Origin of the sequence: Actinomyces sp. ph3, assembly GCF_000308055.1 — a bacterium.
In the GTDB taxonomy this organism is placed as follows: Bacteria; Actinomycetota; Actinomycetes; order Actinomycetales; family Actinomycetaceae; genus Pauljensenia.
The window spans coordinates 503,307-528,372 of sequence record NZ_CAGY01000001.1 but is presented as its reverse complement, the minus strand read 5'-3'; the positions used below and the strand labels follow the sequence as shown (position 1 = coordinate 528,372).

22 protein-coding genes are annotated in these 25,066 nt (G+C 56.7%); 19 read left to right on the top strand and 3 right to left on the bottom strand.

Annotation, left to right across the window (positions count from 1 at the left end):
* Positions 1-68: 68 nt before the first annotated feature.
* A complete protein-coding gene (locus tag HGAS_RS02410; RefSeq protein WP_019126329.1) occupies positions 69-872 on the bottom strand; it encodes a hypothetical protein in 804 nt (267 codons plus the stop codon).
* A gap of 815 nt (positions 873-1,687) precedes the next feature.
* On the opposite strand from HGAS_RS02410, the gene HGAS_RS02405 reads away from it, so the two are divergent.
* The 8 genes from HGAS_RS02405 to HGAS_RS02370 all read left to right on the top strand — a co-directional run bounded on the left by HGAS_RS02405 (position 1,688) and on the right by HGAS_RS02370 (position 12,364).
* Positions 1,688-2,746 (top strand): 3-isopropylmalate dehydrogenase, encoded by a 1,059-nt coding sequence (locus HGAS_RS02405; RefSeq protein WP_019126328.1) that lies wholly within the window; start codon positions 1,688-1,690, stop codon positions 2,744-2,746.
* Positions 2,747-2,836: 90 nt separating this feature from the next.
* Positions 2,837-3,988, top strand: coding sequence for a branched-chain amino acid aminotransferase (locus tag HGAS_RS02400; RefSeq protein ID WP_019126327.1), 1,152 nt, complete (start codon positions 2,837-2,839; stop codon positions 3,986-3,988).
* A 235-nt stretch (positions 3,989-4,223) separates the two neighbouring features.
* Positions 4,224-5,891: an ABC transporter ATP-binding protein/permease gene (locus HGAS_RS02395; protein ID WP_019126326.1), complete on the top strand. Its 1,668-nt coding sequence runs from the start codon at positions 4,224-4,226 to the stop codon at positions 5,889-5,891.
* Positions 5,888-7,693, top strand: coding sequence for a thiol reductant ABC exporter subunit CydC (gene cydC, locus HGAS_RS02390; RefSeq protein WP_019126325.1), 1,806 nt, complete (start codon positions 5,888-5,890; stop codon positions 7,691-7,693). The genes HGAS_RS02395 and cydC overlap by 4 nt, the downstream gene beginning before the upstream one ends.
* Positions 7,694-7,795: 102 nt before the next feature.
* Positions 7,796-8,986 carry a mannose-6-phosphate isomerase, class I gene (manA, locus tag HGAS_RS02385; protein ID WP_019126324.1) on the top strand — a complete coding sequence of 397 codons (1,191 nt, stop codon included), beginning with the start codon at positions 7,796-7,798 and terminating at the stop codon, positions 8,984-8,986.
* A 68-nt stretch (positions 8,987-9,054) separates the two neighbouring features.
* Positions 9,055-9,735 (top strand): DedA family protein, encoded by a 681-nt coding sequence (locus HGAS_RS02380; RefSeq protein WP_019126323.1) that lies wholly within the window; start codon positions 9,055-9,057, stop codon positions 9,733-9,735.
* A 72-nt stretch (positions 9,736-9,807) separates the two neighbouring features.
* Positions 9,808-11,655: a dihydroxy-acid dehydratase gene (gene ilvD, locus HGAS_RS02375; protein ID WP_034233552.1), complete on the top strand. Its 1,848-nt coding sequence runs from the start codon at positions 9,808-9,810 to the stop codon at positions 11,653-11,655.
* 19 nt (positions 11,656-11,674) lie between these two features.
* The gene (locus tag HGAS_RS02370) at positions 11,675-12,364 is read left to right on the top strand and encodes a Pr6Pr family membrane protein (RefSeq protein WP_019126321.1); all 690 of its coding nucleotides are present in this window, start codon (positions 11,675-11,677) and stop codon (positions 12,362-12,364) included.
* Here HGAS_RS02370 and HGAS_RS02365 read toward each other — a convergent pair.
* The gene (locus HGAS_RS02365) at positions 12,347-13,057 is read right to left on the bottom strand and encodes a YggS family pyridoxal phosphate-dependent enzyme (RefSeq protein ID WP_019126320.1); all 711 of its coding nucleotides are present in this window, start codon (positions 13,055-13,057) and stop codon (positions 12,347-12,349) included. The two genes, HGAS_RS02370 and HGAS_RS02365, sit on opposite strands and share 18 nt — an antisense overlap.
* Positions 13,058-13,188: 131 nt before the next feature.
* Between HGAS_RS02365 and HGAS_RS02360 the strand changes: the two genes are divergently transcribed.
* From HGAS_RS02360 to HGAS_RS02340, 5 genes are all read left to right on the top strand, one after another.
* Positions 13,189-13,575: a YccF domain-containing protein gene (locus HGAS_RS02360; RefSeq protein ID WP_019126319.1), complete on the top strand. Its 387-nt coding sequence runs from the start codon at positions 13,189-13,191 to the stop codon at positions 13,573-13,575.
* Positions 13,576-13,598: 23 nt separating this feature from the next.
* Positions 13,599-14,111, top strand: coding sequence for a Cys-tRNA(Pro) deacylase (gene ybaK / locus HGAS_RS02355; RefSeq protein ID WP_019126318.1), 513 nt, complete (start codon positions 13,599-13,601; stop codon positions 14,109-14,111).
* Between the two features lie 177 nt (positions 14,112-14,288).
* Complete coding sequence (locus tag HGAS_RS02350; protein ID WP_019126317.1) at positions 14,289-14,567, top strand: type II toxin-antitoxin system RelB/DinJ family antitoxin; 279 nt, start codon at positions 14,289-14,291, stop codon at positions 14,565-14,567.
* Positions 14,551-14,856, top strand: coding sequence for a type II toxin-antitoxin system YafQ family toxin (locus HGAS_RS02345; RefSeq protein ID WP_019126316.1), 306 nt, complete (start codon positions 14,551-14,553; stop codon positions 14,854-14,856). Before HGAS_RS02350 ends, HGAS_RS02345 begins: the two co-directional genes overlap by 17 nt.
* An 88-nt stretch (positions 14,857-14,944) precedes the next feature.
* Positions 14,945-15,388: a bleomycin resistance protein gene (locus HGAS_RS02340; protein ID WP_019126315.1), complete on the top strand. Its 444-nt coding sequence runs from the start codon at positions 14,945-14,947 to the stop codon at positions 15,386-15,388.
* Positions 15,389-15,454: 66 nt separating this feature from the next.
* Here HGAS_RS02340 and HGAS_RS02335 read toward each other — a convergent pair whose 3' ends face one another.
* Complete coding sequence (locus HGAS_RS02335) at positions 15,455-18,217, bottom strand: DEAD/DEAH box helicase (protein ID WP_019126314.1); 2,763 nt, start codon at positions 18,215-18,217, stop codon at positions 15,455-15,457.
* 130 nt (positions 18,218-18,347) lie between these two features.
* On the opposite strand from HGAS_RS02335, the gene HGAS_RS02330 reads away from it, so the two are divergent.
* From HGAS_RS02330 to HGAS_RS02305, 6 genes are all read left to right on the top strand, one after another.
* Positions 18,348-19,826 carry an alanine/glycine:cation symporter family protein gene (locus HGAS_RS02330; RefSeq protein ID WP_019126313.1) on the top strand — a complete coding sequence of 493 codons (1,479 nt, stop codon included), beginning with the start codon at positions 18,348-18,350 and terminating at the stop codon, positions 19,824-19,826.
* 27 nt (positions 19,827-19,853) lie between these two features.
* The gene (locus tag HGAS_RS02325; protein WP_019126312.1) at positions 19,854-20,621 is read left to right on the top strand and encodes a fumarylacetoacetate hydrolase family protein; all 768 of its coding nucleotides are present in this window, start codon (positions 19,854-19,856) and stop codon (positions 20,619-20,621) included.
* 214 nt (positions 20,622-20,835) lie between these two features.
* Positions 20,836-21,366 carry a hypothetical protein gene (locus tag HGAS_RS02320; RefSeq protein ID WP_019126311.1) on the top strand — a complete coding sequence of 177 codons (531 nt, stop codon included), beginning with the start codon at positions 20,836-20,838 and terminating at the stop codon, positions 21,364-21,366.
* Positions 21,367-21,414: 48 nt separating this feature from the next.
* Positions 21,415-21,855, top strand: a complete 441-nt coding sequence (locus tag HGAS_RS02315; protein WP_019126310.1) for a hypothetical protein — start codon at positions 21,415-21,417, stop codon at positions 21,853-21,855.
* Positions 21,852-22,376, top strand: a complete 525-nt coding sequence (locus tag HGAS_RS02310) for a hypothetical protein (protein WP_019126309.1) — start codon at positions 21,852-21,854, stop codon at positions 22,374-22,376. Before HGAS_RS02315 ends, HGAS_RS02310 begins: the two co-directional genes overlap by 4 nt.
* Before the next feature lie 1,214 nt (positions 22,377-23,590).
* Positions 23,591-25,054 carry a purine-cytosine permease family protein gene (locus HGAS_RS02305; protein WP_019126308.1) on the top strand — a complete coding sequence of 488 codons (1,464 nt, stop codon included), beginning with the start codon at positions 23,591-23,593 and terminating at the stop codon, positions 25,052-25,054.
* Positions 25,055-25,066 lie beyond the last annotated feature (12 nt).

Here is a 25,066-nt window from a genome sequence, read left to right as displayed (position 1 = left end):
GCGACTCCTGCCTGTATTTTGGGGCGAACTTGGAGATCATGCTGCATTCGTGGGGGGCGCGGTTGTTACTACCTGTCGTTCGGTTCATAGGTGGTTGTCCATGAGTCTTCTTGGGTACCGCCGCCCGCCCCATCCTGTCCATGCCACTCGTGGCCTCGAAAGCGCCGTCCTTCACCATCGCAACGCTCGCTTGGAGGCTCCCACAATAGCGCGAAACGAGCGGGAATAGGCTGCGAGGCTACCCCGATCGTAGAGCTAATCCGACCTCGCAGCGCATTCCAATCATTGAAATCTATCCAATTGACTCGAAGGAAACGCCAGCCTTGGTCTTGCAGAGCTTGCTCGCGTTGAAGCCACGAGCGTTTTGCGCGGTCGAATTCTCCCTGTGTTGAACCCAGTTTCTCGATCCCATCGAACTCGATGATGAGTTTGCAATGTGGAATTGCGATGTCGGCAAAGAAGCGTCGGCCACCTGCTGAGAGCTCATATTGCGTCGAAACCTCGTAGGGGCATAGCGCTCGAACCACCCAGGCCAGTGCGGCCTCGGCAGGGTTGTCGCAACCCGGATCAATCGAAGTCAGAATCCGTCGAGCGCGGACACAACCTCGGTGACCTCTTTCCCGTTCCAAACGCGAAAGGAGCTTCTCTCGAATGACTTCGGCACGGCCTCGGCACGCATCTTGCGAGAAATTACTAAACCCAGACCACTTGTGGAGGGCGCTGCATCCCAGGGCGAAGGCTTGAAGCGCATCATCGTGCATCGCGCAGCGGATGAGCGCATCGTAGGGGTGCTCGGTCATCAATCCTGAAACCTGCGTGCGTTCCGAGGTAATCGGGGGAGTGCGCCGATAGACTCGCAGGGCCGCGGGCACGGAGATTGTTCCGCATCTGCACGGAGGAATGAGCTGGCTTGTCCGGCGCTGCGGCTGATACAACTCAACGTTTGGGTTTGAGATCCAGCCTTGTACCCCGTGGAGTAGAAGCGATGAGCTGCCAACGACAAGTGGTGTCGTTTTTCCTTGCTGTACTGACGCAATGATTCGTGCCAGTGCAATTGACTCCCAGATTTCCCATGGCTTCGCCTGACTGAGGTCGAATGGCAACCGGACATGGGCGCCGCGGTGTAAGCGCAATTGCCCTTTGAGATGGGAACTTTTGGAGGAGCTCCCGCGATGGCTCAGGGTTACATGCGGCAGTTGCGTGCTCATAGTGGACAGTGTGGGGCGAGGGAGGCGGATGTGTGTTTTCCTGCCGAAAACATGTGGATGAATCGTTGCAATCCAGCGTTGTGGAAAAGTTTGTTGCGTGCGAAGCGGATCTTTTGGGTGGTGTTCGGGCGGTATAGCGCTATTTCGCGGTTCGTGTGTGGCGTCTACGGTGGAATCCGGTGACTTCGAGGCGGATTGAGACTGGTTGGAGTGCTCCGTGCCGGGTATTCGCGGCAAAGTCTGGCTATATCGGAGCGGATTGACACTGGTTGGCGCGATTGACACCGCTTGGAGGACTGGCATTGCGGTTTTTGGGCTATGCGATGCCGCCAAGTGGGGACAATACCGCCGTGTGGTGTCGATGCCGCCAAGTGGCGCCAATGCCTGCAGGACCATAGCTTGGGATGAGACCCCGCCCCACGCACCCCGAAATATGGACACCTTCTGCCGACCCGCCGCCCCCGCGCAACAATGGCAACATGACAAATCTGAAACTCGCAGTAATCCCCGGTGACGGCATCGGGCAGGAAATCGTCCCCGAAGGCATCAAGGCTCTGGAAGCTGTCATTCCCTCTGATGTCACGCTGCAGTACACAGAATTCGACCTAGGCGCGCGCCGCTACCACCGCACCGGTGAGATCCTGACCGACACGGACCTCGAGGTCATCGACCAGCACGATGCCATCCTCTTGGGTGCGATCGGCGATCCTTCGGTTCCCTCAGGTGTTCTTGAGCGCGGCCTGCTCCTCAAGCTCCGCTTCTCGCTGGACCACTATGTCAATCTGCGCCCCTCGCACTACTACCCGGGCGTCCCGACCCCGCTGGCCAACCCCGGCGACATTGATTTCATCGTCGTGCGCGAGGGCACTGAAAGCCTTTACGCCGGAAACGGTGGAACCCTGCGTAAGGGCACGATTCACGAGGTCGCACAGGAGATTTCCGTCAACACGGCCTTTGGCGTGGAGCGCCTGGTGCGCTACGCATTCGAACAGGCAGTAGCCCGTCCGGCTCACCACCTCACCCTAGTCCACAAGCACAATGTTTTGGTCTTCGCCGGTGGCCTGTGGAGCCGCATCGTCGAGGAAGTGGGCCGCGAATACCCGCAGGTCCGCGTTGACTACTGCCACATTGACGCTGCAACGATCTACATGGTGACTGATCCGGGCCGCTTCGATGTCATCGTCACCGATAACCTCTTTGGCGACATCTTGACCGATGAGGCGGGAGCCGTCACCGGTGGTGTTGGTCTTTCGGCCTCGGGAAATATCAACCCCGAAGGTGCACACCCCTCAATGTTCGAGCCCGTCCACGGCTCGGCGCCCGACATTGCGGGCCAGGGCAAGGCAGATCCGAGCGCAACGATCGCCTCTGTTGCGCTCATGCTCAATCACCTCGGCTATGCCGATCAGTCGCGCGCGATCATGGACGCGATTGAAGAAGACATGCGCAATCGTGCGGCCGCTAATGCCGCTGGCGACCCCTTGGTCCGCACGACCGAGCAGATCGGAAACGACCTGGTCGCGCTGATTCGCCGCTGACGAGGCCACGGGTCAGATGGCGGACCACCTAATGCTTGCCCCCCGCAAGGGGAATATTCTGAAGCTACTTCAGCTTTTGAGGAGGACACGATGACAGAAACGCAGCACACTCCCACCGAATTGGAGCGATTGGGGGAGGAGCCTCTGCCTTCGGCAGATGAACTGGCTGGTCGTTTCCCGCTGACCCAGAACCAGAATCCGGCTCCGCAGGCGGATTATGAAAAGGCCATGGAAGAACTGAACTTCGGAACAGTTTTCACCGATCACATGGCACACATGCGCTGGACGCCTGAAACCGGATGGGGCCAGCGCGAGGTCATTCCCTTCGGTCCTCTTGACCTCTCCCCGGCAGCCGCTGTCCTTCACTACGGCCAGTCAGCCTTCGAAGGCATCAAGGCCTACCGTCACTCCGACGGCAGCATTTGGACATTCCGTCCCGGTTTCAATGCCGCGCGTATGAACCACTCGAATTGGCGTCTGGCTATGCCGCAGATGGACCGCGAGGACTTTGTTGCCGCGCTGGTGAACTACGTGCGTGCAGATGAAAAGTGGGTTCCGGGTACTGAAGGTTCCTCTCTCTACCTGCGTCCCTTCACTTTCGCTTCCGAGCCCTTCCTCGGCGTGCGCTCCGCCCACCAGGTTGATTTCTACGTCATCGGCTCTCCGGTCGGCCCCTACTTCAAGTCGGGCACTCAGGCCGGTGTCTCCATTTGGGTTGAGAAGCACTACCACCGCGCCGGCCCCGGTGGAACCGGTTCGGCAAAGGCCGGCGGTAACTACGCGGCCTCGCTCCTCCCGCAGAACCTGGCCGCAGAGCGCGGTTTCAAGCAGGTCTGCTACCTGGATACCTACGAGCACAAGTACCTCGAAGAGCTCGGCGGCATGAACATGTTCGTCGTCATGGCAGATGGAAGTGTGCGTACCCCCAAGCTCACCGGCGTGATCCTCGAGGGTGGCACCCGTAGCGCGATCTGCCGACTGCTGCGTTCGCGTGGTGTGCCGGTAACCGAGGAGTCCATCGCTCTTGCCGACTTGGTTGAGGGTATTAAGAATGGGTCGGTCGCTGAGATCTTCGCCTGTGGTACCGCCGCGGTCGTGACCCCGATTGCTCGCCTTGCGTCGGATGATTTCGACGTCGAGCTTCCCGCGGGTCCCGTCACCCACCAGATCTGGAAGGACATCACGGATATCCAGATGGGCCGCGCGGAAGATCCCTTCGGCTGGATGTACCGTCTGGCCTGACCCGATTGGCGAGGCCGTGGCCGCCTTCCCGCGCTGCTGAGCGTCGGTGTGTCCGCAGTTTTGCGTCGTAAAACTTCAGTTTGTGGGGGCGTTCGGAGTGATCCGAACGCCCCTCACGCGTCTTCGGTATGAAGCTTTCCCTTCTATATGACTTTCTGTCATTAAGAAGCTAAGGTAGTCCTAAGTAGCGTCATAATGAAATGACGTCATATAGCCCAATGAGGAGAGCGAATCGATGGGACCCGCGTCCAACGCCTCGCCAAGCGCGCTGCCGCAGCCATACCCGAAACAGCGGCTTACGACTGTGATCGAGATCGTTAAGAATCTGCTGCCCGCGATGTTCCTGATCATCCTCTATATCGAGCTCGGTTCGGTCATTGACGCTCTCATCAACGGCAAGGTCAGTCTCCTGTCACTGGGGTGCCTTGCGCTCTTTGCCTTAGCAGCAGGAATGATGGCGTTTAGCGCCTCATTCTCGGGCGGTACACGCCTGCGCACAGAAGAACCGCGTCTACGTCACGCCATGGTCGCCCAGGTATTCCGCTTGGGAGTCAGCGAGCGCACGAAAGAACGCTCGGGTCGCATCGTTAATACTGCGACCGATGGTGTTGAGCGCAGCTCCAATTATCGAGGCACCTTCATTGCACCCATGCTGGCCTCGCTGATCACGCCGATCATGGTCGTTGCAGTCGTATTTACTTTCGACTGGGTATCGGCCGCGGTCCTAGCAATCTCCATTCCCGTTGTTCCCCTTACTGTCGGTGCTTTCCAAAGGGCATTTCGACCGGTTTCCACACGGTATCGTGCGTCCTCTCGCGCGCTTGCCGCTCAAGAACTAGACGCGATCCAGGGGCTTTCAACGCTGTCCTACATCGGCGCTGGAAAGCGCGTGGGCTGCACCCTTGCACAGGCCGCAGAAAACGTTCGCCGCAAAGTTATGCGCTATCTTGCCGGAAACCAGATGGTCCTGCTGGTTGTCGACGGTGTTTTCTCACTGGGAATGATTACCGGTGCGACAGCTCTTGCCTACTGGCGCCTGAGTGGCGGTCGCTTCAGCGTGGGCCAAGCTATCACGCTTGTTCTGCTCTCCTCGATCATGCTCGACCCCCTGGATCGAATCGGCCAATTCTTCTACATCGGCATGGGTGGAATCGCTGCAACCCGCGAAATCAAGCGCTTCACCAGCGAAACCCCAGAGGTGATCGACCCCGCAGAACACGGTGCTTGTGCTCCCACAGTCCTTCCCGCACCCGGGGAAGTGCGCATCGACAGCGTCTCCTTCGCTTACGAGGCCGATACCCCGATTCTGCGCGGAGCTTCCCTTCGTGTCGCCCCCGGTGAGCACATTGCGATCACGGGTACCTCGGGCGCTGGAAAGTCAACGCTCTCAAGCCTGATCCAGGCACACCACCGTCCCACCGAGGGATCCATCTTCATCAATGGCGTTGATATCTCCCAGGTGCCCCTGCAATGGGTTCGTTCGCAAATTGCCGTCGTCGAACAGACCACCTACCTTTTCTCTGACACGTTGCGCGCGAACATCTTGATCGCCAACCCCGCAGCGAGCGATGAGGATATCCTCACGGCATTGCGCACCGTCGGCCTCGACGATCTTCTGGCGAGGCTTCCCGAGGGCTTGGATACCCGCGTCGGTGACAAGGGGCTGGCTCTCTCAGGCGGTGAAGCGCAGCGCGTCGCACTTGCCAGAGCGTTTATCAAAGACGCCCCAATCCTTCTGCTCGATGAACCCACTGCACACGTCGATCTGGAAAGTGAAAGACAGATTCTTAACGCCATCGATACCGTTGCACGTGGGCGTACGACCATCACAATCTCTCACCGAGGAGCAACGATTGCCCACGCAGACCGCCAGGTTGAACTGAAGGAAGGGGAACTTCGATGAACCCCCAGAACTTCACGCGCATGGACCTCTCGCGCCGCCTCATTCGCGTCGCTCGTCCCGTCCTTTTCCCGCTTGTTTTCTCTCTACTTGCGCGTATTGTTGCGCTGGTCTTGGGGATCGCGCTCTTTGCGGTGGGAACATGGGCATTGGGCTCCTATGCCTCGGATCCGGCCTCGGTCACCCTGTCATGGGTGGTGTGGGCGCTGGTGATCATGTCCCTGCTCAAGGCCCTGTTCCGCTACCTTGAGCAATACGCGGGACACTACGTTGCTTTCCGTTCTTTGGCTCTCCTGCGCAACTACTTCTTTGATTCGCTGGAACCTCAAGCTCCGGCGATGACCGAGGGCGCAGACACCGGTGACCTTTTGTCGCGAGTCACGAAAGACGTCGATCGCGTTGAGGTCTTCTTCGCTCACACCCTGGTGCCCCTGGCAACGGCGGTGATCGTTCCCATTGGGACTGTCGTGTGGATGGGCGTGGCAATCTCGCCGCTCAATGCTCTTGTTCTGGCACCTTTCCTTGCCCTGGCAGGGATTTGTGTTCCGACCGTCGGTGGCAAGACCACTGACGAAGCTGCGCAAGTGCTTCGCGCGACTCGCGGTAGGCTCTCGCACCACGTCACCGACTCGGTTCAAGGCGTGCGCGAAGTCATTGCTTTCGGTGCGCAGGAACATCGCATGAAGGAAATGGCAGACGAGCTGGAAGAATACATTTTCCAAGCTCAGCACAAGACCTCTTTCTGGATTGCCGTTCGACGAGGCTTTAACCAAGCACTGCTTCCCCTGGCTGTTGTCGCTCAGATCCTTGTCGCCTACTCGGCTTACCCCTCGGGCAAACTGAGCATCGCGCAGGTCACCATGTCCTTGGGCGTTGCGCTGGCCTCTTTTGCACCGGTTTTGGCGGTTGAGGATCTCACCGCGGATCTGGACCAGGCCTACGCCTCTGCGGCGCGAATCTTCGCAGTGACCGATCGCGAACCACTGGTTCCCGATCCGCAGGCCCCTCGCCCCATCGCTGGCAGCGGTGATCTTCAGATTACGGGCGTGGACTTTACCTACCCGCAGGTTGCTATTGCTTCAGGCCTTCAAGATGACTCAGAAGGATACGAGAACCATCGCCCTCAAGTCCTCCACGACGTGACTGTCACTATTCCTGCCGGCTCAACAACCGCAATCGTCGGCGCATCGGGCTCGGGTAAGTCGACGCTTGCTGCTCTACTTGCTCGCGTGTGGGATCCGGACTCCGGTTCAATCAGCATCGGGGGAGTGGACCTGCGTGAGGACACTCAAGATCACATTCGTTCTGTTGTCACCTTGGCCCCGCAGCGCGCGCACGTCTTCAACGATTCAATTCGCGCAAACCTTCTTCTTGCCCGCCCCGAGGCAAGCGATGCCGAACTGAAGGACGCACTGGAGGCGGTTGACCTCAGCGAGTGGGTCGCCTCGGAAAACGAAGGAATCGACACCAAGGTCGGCGAAATGGGCGAGCGCATCTCCGGCGGACAACGCCAGCGTCTGGCCCTTGCCCGCGCGCTCCTGCGCGAAACCCCCATCATGATCCTTGACGAGGCCACCTCCCAAGTTGACCGCGAAACCGAAGCCCGCGTCCTGGCGGGGATTCGCCGTCGCACCAGCGATAAGACCTTGATTGTTGTTGCGCACCGCCTGGACACCATTCGCGATGCGGATCAAATCATCGTTATGGATTCGGGGCGCATTGTTGAAGTTGGAACTTGGGATCAACTTTATGAATCCGGCGGTGCCCTGCGCGCTTTGGCGGACCGTGAAGAAGGTGCACGCTAAACTTTTCACAGATACCACGCGTTTTGTGAAGAAATAACGCCATAGTTCATCTGTAACAACGCGCGGATACGTCACTGTTACAGAGAAGTTGAGGAGACCGGGATGCAGCAGCTTCAGGGCTGGCGCAAGTTTGACGATTGGGGCTCACAGAGCGCAATCGCAGAATTCTTGGGCGAAACTCCAGGGCCTCGGCCTGTTTCTGAACTCTGGTTTGGTAATCACCCAGATGGCCCAACCCTCCTCCAAGACGGTTCAACTCTGGGCGACCTCATCGCACAGGATCCGAAGAAGGCCTTGGGATCGGGAATCCTCTACGCCTTTGGAAGCAATCTTCCCTTCCTCATGAAGGTCATCGCACCCGATGAGACGCTCTCTCTTCAGGTTCATCCCACAAAGGAAATTGCTCGAGAAGGCTTCCTGCGCGAAGAAGTGCTGGGAATCGAGCGCACCGCTCCGAACCGTTCCTATCGGGATATGAACCATAAGCCCGAAATGCTCTACGCTTTGACCGATTTCGAGGCCCTCATTGGTTTCCGGGTTCCTCGAAAGGCACGACGGCTTCTGGAAGGCCTCGAGGGAGAGCTGGCAGAGCTTCTTCGCCGGCGACTCAAGCTCTCAACCGTGCGCGGGGGCCTGCGTTCCTTGGCCTCGTGGGTTTTCGATATCGATTCACCCGTTACCCCAGCCTTGGTCGAGGAATTTGTTGCTGCCTGCCGCGCGCGTCTGGAATCAGGAAATTCTCCCTCGCTTCGTGCCGATCAATTGGTGTGCGAGTTGGAAGCTGTGCACGGTGGTGATTCTGGAATCATCTTGGCATTCCTGATGAATCCCGTTTCGCTTCGTGCCGGTGAGGCTGCGTATATTCCGCCGCGCCAGATCCACGCCTACCAGCGCGGTTTGGGAATCGAGGTGATGGCGGCCTCGGATAACGTCATTCGAGCGGGACTGACCCACAAGCATGTTGACAGTGCACAACTGGTTGAAATTGCCGAGTTCTCTGCGCTCCCTCCCGTCCGTTTGGCTCCCGAGCATCCCAGCCCACACTCGGATCGCTTCCTCGCTCCCGCGCAGGAATTCGAGCTGACCGTGACGACCTGCACCCCTGACCTCAGCAATCTTCGCGTTCCGGGTGAAGGGCCTCGTATTGCAATGGTGACCCGCGGACGCTTGAGTTTGTCGACCGAGGCCGGGGAGTGCACCCTGGGCCGTGGCGAGGCGGTTTTCATCTCCGCATCCGAACGCCAGCTGCGTATTACAGGTGAGGGTGAACTGGTTCAGTGCTCCGCGCCGTGATTGGCTTTCACAGCCCACGCAAAGGGTGAACAAAACTCTTCCTTGTCTTGTGCGGCGATGCTACAGGCATGAGTAATCTTCTTGAACCTATTGTCCAAGCCGTTGTTTCGCTTGTAGGTGCCCTTGGTGCCCCCGGAGTGGGAATTGCTGTCGCAGCAGAAAACCTTTTCCCACCGATCCCTAGCGAAGTGATCCTGCCTTCCGCGGGCTTTGCTGCGGCCTCGGGAAGTATGGGATTGGTGAGCGCAATTGTATGGGCAACGATTGGATCGGTTGTCGGCGCATTGGCGCTGTATGCACTGGGCGCGTGGTTTGGTCGCGCGCGCTTCTACTCCTTGGCCTCGAAGATTCCCTTCGTCAAGGAAGCAGATATCGAACGCGCCGAGGCGTGGTTTGTGCGCCGAGGCCCGCTGGCAGTTCTTCTGGGACGCGTCGTTCCTGTTGTTCGTTCCTTGATTTCTATCCCGGCCGGTATCGAACGGATGAAACTTCTGCCCTTTACTCTGTGCACGGCAATTGGTTCGGCCCTGTGGAATTCCGTTCTTATTGGTGCCGGATATGCGCTGGGCGCGAACTGGGCGATCGTCGAAGAATGGATTTCGCGATACCAACTTATCGTTTTTGGTCTGGCCGGCATTGCTCTGGTCGTGTGGATGGTCAGGAAGTGGACAGTGCGTAGACCCCGTGAAAGTGCAGTGAAAGCGCGCCATTGCGGTGAAAACGTGCGCAATGCCTCATCCATCTCGTGAACCTAGCGAGCCGTTGCCCGGAGGTCGAACTAGGGTTGAAGGCGTTACAAATTCGCCATAGGGGAGAAATCCATGAGTAAGCCTTTGCGCTCAGCAACATCGACTCAAGGACGCAACATGGCCGGAGCACGTGCGCTCTGGCGTGCGACCGGAATGACGGATGGGGATTTCGGCAAGCCGATTATCGCGATCGCCAACTCCTACACCCAATTCGTTCCCGGCCACGTCCACCTTAAGGACATGGGCGACTTGGTCGCCGGAGCGATTCGCGAAGCAGGCGGTGTTGCGAAGGAATTTAACACCATCGCTGTTGACGACGGCATCGCAATGGGCCACGACGGCATGCTCTACTCGCTGCCTTCACGCGAGGTTATTGCAGATTCGGTTGAGTATATGGTCAACGCTCACCGTGCCGATGCACTGGTGTGTATCTCGAACTGCGACAAGATCACCCCCGGTATGCTCATCGCCGCCATGCGTTTGAACATCCCGACGATCTTCGTCTCGGGTGGCCCAATGGAATCCGGTGCCTCGATTGAAGGCGTTGTGGAACACCGCCTTGACCTCATTGATGCCATGGTCATGGCCGTTGATGACTCGGTGTCCGATGCTGAGCTGGCACGCGTCGAGGCGAATGCCTGCCCGACCTGTGGATCCTGCGCTGGCATGTTCACCGCAAACTCCATGAACTGCTTGAACGAGGCCATTGGCCTGGCACTCCCCGGAAACGGCACCACCTTGGCCACCCAGGTTGAGCGAAAGAAGCTCTTCCTGGAAGCCGGCCACCGCATTGTCGATATGTGCCGTGCGTACTACGACAATGATGATGATTCGGTTCTGCCCCGTTCCATCGCTACCAAGCACGCCTTTGAGAACGCAATGAGCTTGGATGTTGCGATGGGCGGCTCGACCAACACCGTTCTTCACATTCTTGCGATCGCCCACGAGGCCGGGGTGGACTTCACCTTGGACGATATCGATGCGATTTCGCGTCGCGTTCCCTGCCTGTGCAAGGTGGCCCCGAACTCAACGAAGTACCACATCGAGCACGTCCACCGCGCTGGCGGTATTCCCGCACTCCTGGGTGAGCTCAACCGCGCCGGTTTGCTGCAGCGTGATGTGCACTCCGTCCATGCTCCTTCCTTGGAAGAATGGCTTGCCCAGTGGGATATCCGCAGTGGCAGCGCGAGCGACGAGGCCAAGCATCGTTACCTTGCGGCGCCCGGTGGCGTGCGCACGACCCACGCTTTCTCGACCGCAAACCTTTTCGAGTCCTTGGAAACTGACTCCGAGAATGGCTGCATCCGCGATGTCGAGCACGCATACACAAAGGACGGCGGTCTTGCGGTCCTTTACGGCAACATCGCCGAGAATGGCGCGGTTATTAAGAGCGCGGGTATCGATGAGTCGCTCTTCCACTTCGTCGGCCGTGCTTTCGTTGTCGAGTCTCAAGAAGAGGCTGTTGAATCGATTCTGAGCAAGAAGGTTCAGGAAGGCGACGTCGTCGTCATCACCTACGAAGGCCCCAAGGGCGGACCGGGCATGCAGGAAATGCTCTACCCGACCTCGTACCTGAAGGGACTGGGTCTGGGTAAGAAGTGCGCACTGATCACTGATGGCCGTTTCTCCGGGGGTACCTCCGGTATCTCGATTGGTCACATCTCTCCCGAGGCCGCTGCCGGCGGTGCGATTGGCTTGGTTCGCACGGGCGATGAGATCGAGATCGATGTCAACAAGCGTCTGCTTCGTGTGAATGTCAGTGATGAAGAACTTGAGCGCCGCCGCGAGGAGATGGGTGCCACTCCGTGGAAGCCTTCCAAGCCTCGTTCGCGTCACGTCTCTGACGCTTTGAAGGTCTACGGAATGCTTGCCGCATCTGCCGATAAGGGCGGCGTGCGTATTCTGCCCGATTGGGCCTGAGCGCGTGAAGGATAAAGCGATGACCTTAGCGACCTTTGGCCGTTGGGCCTATTTGCTTGTCGCGATTGCCGCGTGGGTGGGTGTCGTTTTCACCCTGGTTATTACCGGTGTGGATGGATATTCTCGCGAGGCCGTGGCCCGGCCCGGGATGTTCGGTGGAGCTCCCTTTGGCTGGGCCGGCTTCGGCCAGCGAATGATTGAATGCCTGTCCTATTTCACTGAGTGGTCAAATATTCTGGTCGCCATTGTCGCGACGTTGATCGTGTGGAAAGGTCCTGACATCGGTTCGTGGGGACGTGCGCTTCAGTTGTGCGCCCTCATGATGATTACTGTGACGGCGATCGTCTACCACTTCTTGATTCGCCCCACCGAAGTACTCAGCGGCTGGTCGGTGTTCACGAACCCGCTCCAACACGTTGTTGTTCCGGCGCTAATGATTCTGGCAGCTCTACTGTGTGGACCTCGTGGCGGGTTAGATGCTTCGGTTGTCCTGAAAGCCCTTGTGATCCCAGTGATTTGGGTGGTCTACACCTTAATTCGCGGGGCTTTTGTCCACCAGTATCCGTACGATTTTGTAAACGTGAGCGTCCTGGGTTACCAGCAGGTGCTGATTAACATCGTTGCGATTTTGTGCGGTGCTCTGGTATTTCTTGCGGTCATCGCCGGAATTGACTGGGGTGTGGGGAAGGCTCTACCCGCGCGCAACTAAGCGACGCGGACCAAAGACTGCGGTCCCTACACGGACGATTGTTGCACCTTCTGCGATCGCCCATTCCAGATCATGGCTCATTCCCATGGACAGTTCCAGCTTGTTTGCCGAGATTGCAAGTTGTTGCGCGGCGGTGTCGCGGAGCTCTCGCAGGAACGCGTAGCCGCGGCGAACATCTGCGTCAGCGGGAGAGTTGAGGCCGACGGTCATCAGGCCCGCGAACTTGAGGTGCGTAGAGGCGGCGACGGCCTCGGCTATCGAGGAAAAATCAGCAGGAGAGCAGCCGTGTTTGGTGTCTTCGCCCGAGACGTTGACTTCGATGAAAACCGGGAGTTCTGTGGTCGCTCGTGAATCGATTTTCTGTACTAGGGCGACAGAATCAATCGATTCAATCGCGTCGACACAGGAGAGCGCCTGGTTGATTTTATTGGACTGGAGCGGCCCGATCAGGTGAATCTGAGCACCCGGGACCTCACGGATTGCGTCTACGGTTGCTTTCGCCTCTTGCACTCGGTTGTGTCCCAAGAGGATCGGCTGTCCCAGGTCGCTCAGGGTTTGGGCGGCTTCACGGCACTCATCGGGGGTACGCGTCTTCACTGCGAGTTCCAAGGCCACGCGATCGGTGCGCCCGGCGGCTTGGCGTGCGCACTCAATTCGGTCAAGGGCCTCGGCAATCGCTGAAGGAATAGTCATAGCATCAGTGTAGCCACACGACTCAGGGGCGAATCAGGGGAAGATCAGGGCAAAAAGCGCAGCTGAACCACGCGGTGACATGGCAGACTTGAGGTAACTCGAAAGTGAAGAGGAAAAGCGAAAGGATGCACATGCGCTTCTTGCTGAATGTGATTTGGTTGGTTTTCGGTGGTTTCTGGCTGTTTGTTAACTATATTCTGGCCGGAATTGTTGCCTGTATTTTCATCATCACCATCCCCGCAGGCGTCGCAAGTTTCCGCATTGCAAGCTACGTGCTGTGGCCGTTTGGGAAGCGAGTTGTCCCCATTCCTGGCGCAGGTGCGGGATCTGCATTGATGAATTTCGTGTGGTTCATCATTGCAGGGGTCTGGCTGGCAATCGGACATATTCTGACTGCTTTTGCACAGGCAATCACGATCATCGGTATTCCCTTGGCGATCGCCAATCTGAAGCTCATCCCGATCACCTGCTTCCCCTTCGGCAAGATGGTGATTGATGATCCCACTGCTGCGATCTGATCTCAGGTCCCTACACTGGAGGTATGGCTCGCAAACACTCTAAAGATCACGCTTCAGGACCCACTCACGCAATTGAGGAATTGAACGAGGCCGGGGTTCCTTTCGTTGTTCACGAGTACGAGCACGATCCTTCCGCGCGCGCCTACGGCGAAGAAACCGTTGAGAAATTGGGGATTGACCCGGCAATTGCTTTTAAGACCTTGATGGTCAAGCTTGAGCCAACAGGGGAGTATGTCGTGGGTTGTGTTCCCGCGCTTGCTCACCTGTCAATGAAGCTCATTGCCAAAGCTGCCGGAGCGAAGAATGCTGCGATGGCTGATCCTGCTGTTGCGCAGCGCCGCACGGGCTATGTCGTTGGCGGGATTAGTCCTTTGGGGCAAACGACAAAACATCGAATCTTTATTGATTCCTCATGTTTGGATCATGAAACGATGCTGGTATCGGGTGGTCGCAGGGGAGTGAGCGTAGAGCTGAGCCCGCTTGACCTAGCGGAAATTGTTGGCGCCGAGGTCGTCGATCTTGCAGCCCAGGCCTAATCGTCCGGAGTGGCGCACTTTTGCATTTTCATTGCGCTCTCTGACTGATGCGATCGAACTCGGGAAAGTGTATGACACGTTTACTCTTGAATAAGGGAAGATATATGTCACATGACGTACATTGTGTTGGCATTGTAAGATTTCTGTTGTACATCTGTTTGTTGAAGGGGCTGAGTGATGAAGACTGCAACACTTAACATGCGCGTGGACCCGAGTGTGAAAGAAGAGGCTGAACGGGTGTATGCCCAGTTTGGGATGAACCTCACCGACGCAGTTAATGTGTTTCTACACAAATCGATCATGGAAGGTGGTTTGCCCTTCGAACTGCGCCAGCCTCGTTTCAATGCTGAAACTGAAGCTGCGATGCGTGAAGCTCGTGAAATTGCTGCCGGACGTGTCACTGCTAGTCGCTATGTGTCGGCATCGCAGGCGTTCGCTGATGTCGATGGTGAGTAAATCTCAACAAGGGCGACGGGCCCTTGTGATGACAAGTCAGTTCAAGAAGGATTTGAAGCGGGCTCGTAAACGGGGGCTTCCAATTAGGGAACTTGAAGCGGTCATCGACGCGATCCTTGAAGGCGCAGACTTGCCTCCTAAGCACCGTGACCACCTTCTGAGCGGTGATTATGCGGGGTTTCGTGAGTGTCATATTCAACCGGATTGGTTGCTGATCTACCTAGACGAACCTGAGCTTTGCGTAGTGACAGCAATTCGTACAGGTTCCCACTCAGATCTGTTTCAGTAACCGCCTTGCAAATCGCGGGAATCAAGATTGTCCTACAGGCATGACCGAGTTCACCTTCTGTATCCGGGCTGCCTGCTAGAGTGTGGCCATGACCTGCGAACCCGGCCTCGTTCCAGAACTTTCTGTCACCGATTATGAGGCCTCCCGGCATTTCTGGTGCGATTTGGTCGGTTTTTCTCTCCGCTATGAGCGACTCGAGGAGGGATTTGGGTACCTCGTCTTGGGCAATGCGCACCTGATGCTCGACCAGATCAACCGGGGGAGGACGTGGGAGACCGGCGCCCTTGAGCCACCGCTTGGTCGCGGGATCAACTTCGAGGTGCAGGTCGAGAATCTGGATACCGTATTGTGGCGTATCACGAACGCAGGGTGGCCAATCTTTGTTGATCCCGAAGAGAAGTGGTATCGGGCAGGCGATATTGAGATCGGCGTCCGCCAGTTCTTGGTTCAGGATCCCGACGGGTACCTTCTACGTCTTCAGCAGGAGATTGGCGAGCGTCCTGTGAGGGAGAGCGCACGCCGCAAGCTATGAAGCTGCCGAGGCAGTGGCTGAGAGCTATGCCGAAGCCAGAGGCCGTGCAGGTATCGAAGTAGGCACCTACCGCGCATCGACCGTGAGCACGGTCAGAACCACCCGCTTTTCCTTGTCCGAGGCAGCCAGATCCACGAGCGCGGCAATGCGCCAGTCCATATTGTCTTCCGGATCCGTGATGGTCTGAGTTGCCAGCCAGACCGAGCCGGCGGGAGCGCCATCGACAGCCCGAGCAAAGGCCTCGAAACGACTGCGCTGATTGGCGTTATCCCTGACAGAGAAGGGCATCAAGGCCAAGACATCTTCGCCGCTGACCTGTTCCTCCAATGCGCATAGCGCTTGGGAACGCGCACCTTGATTGATGTCGATCCAGTCATGTTCTGCCCAGTAGCGTTCCAGGGCATGATCCCAATCATCACCAGTCCACGGTGCCACCTGAGCAAAGAGCCCGTCGTTATCTGCGGCCTGCGCAGTTGCTCGCTCGAGTCCATCGACATCATCACGACTCATCAACTCAACAAAATTAAAGAGCGTCCGACGTACGGTATTGCGGAAAGCATGACGATTTGCCGTGAAAGCAATTGCGCCGGACTCATCCGCACCAAAAGCGCGCTCAAGCCCAACAGCAGAAGGTTCCCCTTCGGCCGGGGCTAATTCTTTCCCGTTCATCATTGCTTCCCACTCATCCAGAAGAGAAGAATCAACGCTGCGGATTAGATCGGCCAACCACGAGATCATGGCCTCAAGTTCCTCGGTCATGATTTCTTCCGGGATCACTTGACGCATCATCCGATAGGCATCACTGAGATAGCGCAAAATGACACCCTCTGAGCGCCCCACGTCGTAACGGGAAATGAGCTCGGTGAAGGTCATGGCGTTTTCAATCATCTCGCGAATGACCGACTTCGGTGAGAGTTCAAGATCTCCCACCCACGGGTTTGAACGCGCATAGACACTAAAAGCGGGGGAGACGAGCTCTTCCAACGGCTTTGGCCACGAGATCTCTTCTAGGGCAGCCATGCGCTCGTCATACTCCATGCCCTGCGCCTTCATGGATGCAACGGCCGCAGCCTTCGCCTGGTTTTCTTGCGCATACAGCAGGGGCCGGGGATCCTCAAGCACGGCCTCGACAATGGAAATCACGTCAAGGGCAAAGGTCGGCGAATCGGGGTCGAGCAACTCAAATGCAGCCAAAGCGAAGGGAGAAAGCGGCTGATTGAGCGCAAAATCATCCGGCAGGTCCGCAACCAATTGCAGCCTGGAGACACCCAACTCCTGAGCACGGGAACTGGAGAGATGCTCAACAACCCCGGCTTGAAGCAGAGAAGTATAGATATCTGCAAGATGACGGATATGCGGATTTGCTGGAAGCGGCTGGTCATCATTGTGCAATGCCAAGTAGACAAGGTGCTCTGCAGGATCTCGCCCAGCATCGGCTGCTCCGCCCAGTACGTTGAGAACAGTGGAGTGAGTCATCTCGAAGTGAGACTGCAAAGCTTCAGGGGCCGCATCGCGTAGGCGCTCAAAAGTCGAACGCGACCAGGTGATCTGGCCTTCCTTCGGACCGCTGCGCTTTTTGGACGCCTTCTTCTTTGCGCGTTTTGCTTCGCGCTCATCACGAGCCGCCTCTTGAGCAGCTGTTAAACGAGCGCGCTCGCGGGCCGTCTCAACTTCGTGCTCGGGGGCCAGAACTCGGACAAAACCAACGGTGTCAAAACCCGCACGTCCCGCGCGCCCGGCAATCTGGTGGAATTCGCGCGAACGCAAGTGTCGCATCTTGCTGCCATCGAACTTCACCAGGGAGGTCAGCAAAACCGTGCGAATAGGGACGTTGATACCGACTCCAAGGGTGTCGGTTCCACAAATAACCGGAAGCAGCCCCTGTTGGGTCAGGCGCTCAACAAGTCGGCGATACCTGGGCAGCATTCCCGCGTGGTGAACGCCAATGCCGTGGGAGAGGAGTCCGCGCAAAGTCTGCCCAAAACCCTTTGTGAAACTCACTGACGAGAGTTCGCGTGCGATTTGGCTGCGGACCTCGGGTGAAACCAGCTTGCGGTCCATCAATGACGAGGCCGTATCAACCGCATCTTTTTGCGAGAAATGAACGATGTAGATCGGGTGGCGTCCCTCTGAAAGTAGGCGCTCGACCGTGTCCTGAAGGGTGTCAACAACATAGTCGTATTCCAAGGGAACAGGACGCTGTGCATCGGTAATTTCCACCGTCGGCCGTCCCGTGCGATCCGTCCATTGCTTGCGAAAAACAGTCGTATCACCAAGCGTCGCGCTCATTGCAATGAACTGTGGGCGCGTGAGTTCAAGGAGTGGAACCTGCCAAGCCCAGCCTCGTTGGGGATCAGCATAGAAATGGAACTCATCCATGACGATCATGTCTGCGTCTAAAGTCGATCCCTCGCGCAAGGACTGATTCGCCAGGATTTCCGCAGTACAGCAAATAATCGGAGCGTCTGCGTTCAATGAGACATCGCCCGTCACCATCCCGACATTGTCGGCGCCGAACAACGACACCAAGTCGAAGAACTTTTCTGAGACCAGTGCTTTCAAAGGCGCCGTGTAGTACGAGCGGCCACCATGCGCCATGGACACAAAATGCGCGGCCAGAGCAATCATTGACTTGCCAGAGCCTGTGGGCGTTGCTGCAATGACGTGGTTTCCCGACAAAATCTCAATCAAAGACTCATCTTGGTGTCGGTAGAGAGGACGCCCCGTTGATGATGCCCACGATGAAAATGCCTCATAGAGGGCATCATCGTCGGCCAGTAAACCGCGATCTTCCAGATCGTCGAGGAGTTCGTTTAACGGAGCGCTCATGCTTCTATCTTCCCAGACCTCCCCGCATCTGCGTCCAGTTTGCGGCTAAAAGCGAAGAAGATTGCCCCATCGCGATAGACTTCGAGGCGCTGACCCACAACCTTGTTGAAAGTAGATAGCGGAGGAACGAATGGCGGATCTGGCACAGTCCATCCAAAACATCGCAGACTGGATCACCTTGCACCTGACCGTGTGGATCCTGATTGGCACGGGACTTTACCTCACAGTGCGATCCCGATTCATGCAGATTCGTCAATTCCCCGAAATGATTCGCTCAATTTCGGGTTCTCGCGGTGGTGCAAAGGGTGGGATTTCCTCCTTCCAGGCATTCACGATTTCCTTGGCCGCGCGCGTGGGCGTCGGTAACGTCTTTGGCGTGGCCGTTGCGCTGCTCATGGGCGGTCCAGGTGCGATCTTCTGGATGTGGGTTGTTGCCTTGGTCGGTATGTCGACCGCCTTTTTCGAGGCCACGCTTGCGCAGATCTTCAAGGTTCGTTCCGCTGACGGAACCTTCCGCGGAGGCCCTGCCTACTACATTGCGCTAGGCATGAAGAATAAGGTTTTGGCAAGCATCTTTGCTGTCATCACGGTTGTGACCTGTGCGTTCGTTATCACCTCCGTGCAGTCCAACGCGATCGCCACGACTCTTCTGGGCGCGCTCAGCCCCTCGAGCCGCGAACCTCTGCCGGGACTGGGTGGCCTTTCCAGCGCACACCTGGTCATCGCAGCACTGCTCTTTGTCTTCTCGGCCATGGTGATTTTTGGCGGAATTAAGACCGTGGCTCGCGTGACCGAATGGATGGCACCGATTATGGCGACTGTTTATGTCGTGATGGTCGCTATCATCTGCGTGATGAACCTGCCCAAGTTTGGTTCTGTTCTGGGACAAATCTTCGCAAGTGCGTTTGCCCCGCAACCGACGCTTGCAGGCCTCGGCGGCGGGATTATCGCTGCGGTCATCAACGGTACGAAGCGTGGCCTCTTCTCGAACGAGGCCGGTCAGGGTACTGCTCCCAATGCGGCTGCAACCGCCACCGTCGCTCACCCCGTTCGTCAGGGCCTCATCCAGTCTCTGGGCGTTTTCGTTGACACGATCATCGTGTGTACCGCAACGGCTTTCGTCATCTTGATTGCCGGCGAAAAGGTCTGGTCGAACCCCGAGGCAAACCCCGCGAACCTCACGACACTTGCTGTGGCCGACCAGCTGGGGCAGTGGACCATCATGCCGATGTCGATTCTGATCTTCGTGCTTGCATACTCCTCGATCATTGCGGCCTACGTCTATTCCGAAATCAATCTGTCCTTTGTCGTGAAGTCGAAGGCTGCGACTTGGACTGTTCGAGTGATCTCCGTTGCCTCGGTCGTGATCGGTTCGCTGACAACTCTGGATCTTGTATGGAATTCCGTCGATATCGCGATGGCCATTATGACCTTGACGAACTTGGTCGCCTTGATTGTCCTTGCACCGTGGGGCCTGGGTGCTCTTCGTGACTACGAGGCCCAGCGTCGTCGTGGCATCGCAGATCCTGTCTTCATTGCGCAGGGTAATGACCTTCTTCCCGGCGACCTTCCCGGTGATATTTGGTCTGCAGACCCCGCTTCGCGTTAGGCTACTGGCAAGACTTAGGAGGTCGCGATGCGCATCGCTCGTTTCTCGCAAGGGAGCTCTATCCACTACGGGGCTTTGGAAGATGAATCGACCCGGATTGTTGGTTTGAAGGGTGATCCTTTGTTCTCGCCGGTCGAACCCTCTGGCCAGATCTTTGAACTGGATGAAGTTCGCTTGCTTTCTCCGGTGATTCCTCGATCGAAAGTCATTGGTCTGGGCGGAAACTACCCGGCTCCTGGCGAGCAGCGCAGTGAGGACCCGGCGCGTCCCTCCGTCTTCTTCAAGCCGAATACCGCCGTCATCGGCCCGGATGATCCGATTGTCTTCCCCTCGTGGGGTCAGGAAGTCTTTTACGAGGCCGAGCTTGCCGTGGTCATTAAGACGCTGGCAAAGGATGTCAGCGTTGAAGATGCTTCTTCTGTGATCTTGGGTTACACCTGCGCGAATGACTTGACCGCTGCGGATGCAGCTCGCGATGACGGGGGAGCACTTGGTCGCGCGAAGAGTTGGGATACCGCGTGTCCGCTGGGCCCGTGGATCACTGTTGGCGGAGATTTTGATCCCGATAATGCTGAAATTTTGGTCCGCATCAATGGGGAAGAACGCGGGAGCGGAAGCACCTCTCAAATGGGATACTCCGTTGCGCGGATTGTTTCCTATGTGTCGGGTATCTGCACCCTTCTTCCGGGTGATGTCATCTTGACCGGTACCCCGGCCGGCGGACCGCTGAAGCACGGTGAACGCGTCGAGGTTGAGGTCGCGGGAATTGGAACGCTAACAAATCTGGCGATGTAGTCATTATTTCTTCTCGCAGTCTTTCTTTGGGGTGGCCGTTTAACACGGCCACCCCAAAGTTTTTGATGACCGCATTCTGACGTCTAATCTGTTGAAATTTGGTAGAGAACTGGTCTGTGGATGTAGCGTAAAAGCATGGCAGCTTTGTCAGGTTTGAGTGGATTCGAAAGACGCTACGCATCGATGGAAACAAGGATGCCTGAGGAGGTGCCTGATGGACTTTGCTGATCGCCTCGCTGAGGTGCTTTATGACGCCTGGGGTATGAAGATCACTGGGAGCTTCGCCGCTGCCGGTGGGCTTGTCTTCAACGACGGAGTTTTTGCCGCTCCCCACGAAGAAGCTGATTGCCAAGAGGGTAAATATTCCTTCTACTACTGCGAGCGCGCTTCCCGAGGTGCTCCTCTGTTCCAGACGACTAATCGGCACGTTTTCGACCACTGTGTCCTTCAGAACTATGGAAACCCTCTGCGCATTCGATACGGTTTTCCCAAATTGACACTGGGAGACAGTGCTTCGATCCGTTCGGGGTGGACAATGGTTCACACGGGTTCTTCACTTCGACATGATTACCTTGGAATTCGCTCAGATGATGGGAACTTCTATCCGTGCGAAACGAGCGATTTTCGCCTGCTCGCGGGGCTCTCTCACGTGGTTGAGTATTCGCCTTTGGATGTTTTGGAGTGCTACTTGCGTGAGGATGCCGCGCCGCTTTTATCACAGTGGCTTTCGAAGCCCGCGGGATGACATTTTCGTGGCATATGATGGGAAACATCTCGCGGAAAGGTGAAATTCATGGATTCAACGATGACTCCAGAGCCTAAGGAACCGCAGGGTCCTTGGCGTTGGTTGATGGATAGTGAAGAAGTCAGTTCTTCACTGGTGCGTTCCAGCATTGAGCAGTTCACCAGCTTGGAGGCCTGCACCTCTAAGTACGGCGACATGGTCGACATGATCGGCTACCCCTACCTTTCGCGCGTGTGGCAGGTTGATCCCAATGGCAAGCCCTATTCTTTCCAGCAGCGCTGCCTGGCAATCACCGATGTCCACTCGCCCTACTACGCGTACACGATTGCGGATCTTCCCGCATATGCGTTGATCGTGACCGGCCTGACTGCGCCGAACTTCGGTGCGAAAGGCGGCGCGCGGGAAGTGCGTTTTATCTACGGTGGCGAGCTTCTCACGGTTGCCGAGTGCGTTGAACTGGGAATCTTGAAGGGACGATCTCTGTCATGAGTACTACCAGTCAACTGATCGAATTTGCTAAATCCTCCGGCGCTTTCTGGATGAATCGCGGCACTGGTATTGCGCTGACGTGGGATAGCGGTATTTACTGGCATAACTTGTGGACCGAACACGATGATCAGGGCACTTTGCTGTACAAGTATGGTCCCAGTGAGCGTTGGGAGGATCGTTCGACTTTCGTTGCTTCGCCCTTCGAGGATTGGACGGCGAAGGGCGCGATTATCCACGTGGGCGAGTTTGCACGTAGCTATCTGGGTTGGGATCCGATCATTATTCCGCAGGTTGATTCTGATCCCGTTGCTCATCCTTACGTCTATGTGCAATTCTTCCCGTGGGTTGGAGGGCTTGAACTGGGTGGAAAAGTCCTGCCTTTGACCGTGCGCACAATGTTCCCTACCCATCGAGAACTCACTGCCTTCGCGCACATTGCAACCCTTGATTCGCAGACGCTCCTTGATGCGTATATGTCTGAAGATGGTGGCGCCTTGCGGAATTGGGCTCGCCGTAGTTAGTTTCTCGATTTTCGAGGCCGAGGCAGCCGGGTGGACATGTTGAGTTCGCCCGGCTGCTTTTCCGTTTTGTGAAGGTTTTCTGGACCTTCTTTTGAATTTTGAGATTGTAGGGGCGTGGTTGTAGCGTGGGAGTATGGACGAGAGCTTTGGTTCAGACCGCGTTGGAGGTCCGAATGGAAAGTTTCTTGGCGCTGTTGAAGACGGTCGCGTCACCTCTTTTGAAAAACGGGGCTTCCCCCTGCTTCAGTGCATCGACCCTACTATCAGTATGTTTTTACCGGCCATATGCCTGAGGGCTGGCAGATTGAGCACGGGATTGCTGCATCGTGGGAAAGCGAGTGCGGTGGGGTGCGTCAATTGAGAATCCTTAATGAATTCGGGAAACCGGTCGGAGTATCAGAACTGATAAGAACTGGCATTTTAAAAGGCGTGGAGGTGCCTGTTGGATTTTAGTGAGCGTCTTGGTCAGGTAATTTATGCTACTTGGGGTTTTAAGGCGACCGGTAACTTGGAGAAAGAGGGTTTCCTTGATTTTAGTCCTCCTGGGCCACCTGACGAACCTGAAGTTGCTGATCTTCGCGACGGAATCTATTCGTTTTATATGTATGAGCGTAATCAGCGAGGTGCTCCGGTTTTTCAGTCGAGTAGTTTGCATGCGATGGAGCATTGTTTAGCTTTGAACTATGGGAATTCTCTTCGTGAAAGTTTGGGGTTTCAGCCTGTTTGTTTGGCTCGTGATTTGAAGATACGCGTTGGTTGGTCCCTTGTGCCGGTTGGGGACGGGAGGCGACCTGGTTATTTAGGTATTCGTTCTGAGAATGGAGTTTTCTATTCGTGTAGAACGTATCAGAGTTGGTTGCTCTTATGCCTGTCTTATGTGGTTGAGTATTCGCCTTTGGATGTGTTGGAGTGCTACCTACGCCCTGATGCTGGTCCGCTCCTGACTCAGTGGGTTGACCGTGAGTGGAAGCCTGAGGAGGATGAATAGGGCTTCTTTATTGAGGGGACAGTTTTCTCAGCGTGGAGGTGCCTGTTGGATTTTAGCGAGCGTTTCTCTCACGCCGACGCAGCATCTCTTCCTGCGAAGGTGTGGGCAATCCCTCGAATCAGTTTCGTGAGCATCTGCCCTTCGGCTGCTTGCTTTCCCTATAGTTCATAGTGTGGATTGAGAGCCACATGAACTGCGGTAACACGAATGCAGAGGAGCATTGTTCATGAGTGAGACCACTCAGGTTTCGTCTGGTCTAAACATCGAGATGGCCGGCCTAGATGTGATCCCCGAATCCGAAAGAAAAGGCACACCATCGTCCTTATTCATGCCTTGGTTTGCCGCTAATATCTCTGTCCTCGGTATTTCCTGGGGTTCGTGGGTGTTGGGCTTTGGCCTTTCACTCACGCAGGCGATCCTTGTGAGCGTGGTTGGCGTTGCACTCTCATTCCTTCTGTGCGGACTGATCGCTATCGCCGGCAAGCGAGGATCTGCACCAACCCTCGTGCTCTCTCGCGCGGCATTCGGATATAACGGAAACCGTATCTCCGCAGCAATCTCCTGGATCCTCACTGTTGGGTGGGAGACCTTCCTTGCCATCATGGCGGTTCAGGCAACCGCGACCGTCATGGGAGCGCTTGGTTTTAGCAACCACCTGCTTGCACAGATCATCGCCTTGGTCGTCGTTGTTGTCCTTGCAGCAGGAGCGGGCATCCTCGGATTTGAAGCGATCATGAAGGTCCAAACGTGGATCACCTGGGCGACGGCAATCCTGACGATCGTCTACCTTCTGCTCTCGGCCTCGACAATCAACTTCGCGGTCCTTTCTGCGCGTCCCGCTGCCCCCTTCGCAATGCTCCTGGGGGCAATGTGCATGCTCATGGTTGGTTTTGGTTTTGGATGGATTAACGCAGCAGCGGACTATTCGCGCTACCTTCCTCGCAAGGCCTCAACCGCCGGTGTCGTCGGCTGGACGACCGCAGGTGCCGCGCTGCCCGTCATTATTTTGGTGATCTTCGGTGTGCTGCTGGTTGGATCCAACTATGACACCCTCTCTGAAGCCATCGGCAACGACCCGATCGGCGCGCTGACAACAATTCTTCCGACCTGGTTCCTCATCCCCTTTGCGATCGTTGCAATCCTTGGCCTTGTCGGTGGAATCGTTATGGATATCTATTCTTCTGGGCTCTCGTTGTTGGCAACTGGCGTCCCGGTGACCCGCCCCGTAGCCACCGCAATCGACGGCACCATCATGACCATCGGAACGATCGTCGTTGTTTTCTTCGCCGATTCTTTCCTCACTCCTTTCACCGCCTTCCTGACAACCCTTGGCGTTGTTATTGCGACCTGGGGTGGCGTCATGCTTGCCGACATCGCGCTCCGCCACCAGGACTACGACGAGCCCTCACTCTTCACATCAACGGGACGCTATGGTTCCGTTAACTGGGGAGCTATCGCCACGCTGGCTGTGGGTTCCTTCGTTGGCTGGGGCTTCGTCGTCAATGCGAACGCCACGTGGCTTGCGTGGCAGGGCTATCTCCTTGGCCCACTCGGAGGCCGAGAGGGAGATTGGGCTGGTTCCAACATTGGGATTCTTCTTGCCCTTCTCGTGGGGTTCTGCGGATATTGGCTGACCAGTGCGCGCCGCGTTCGTGCGCAGGAAGCCACCCCTTCCCACACACTCGGCTAAATGTTGAGGAAG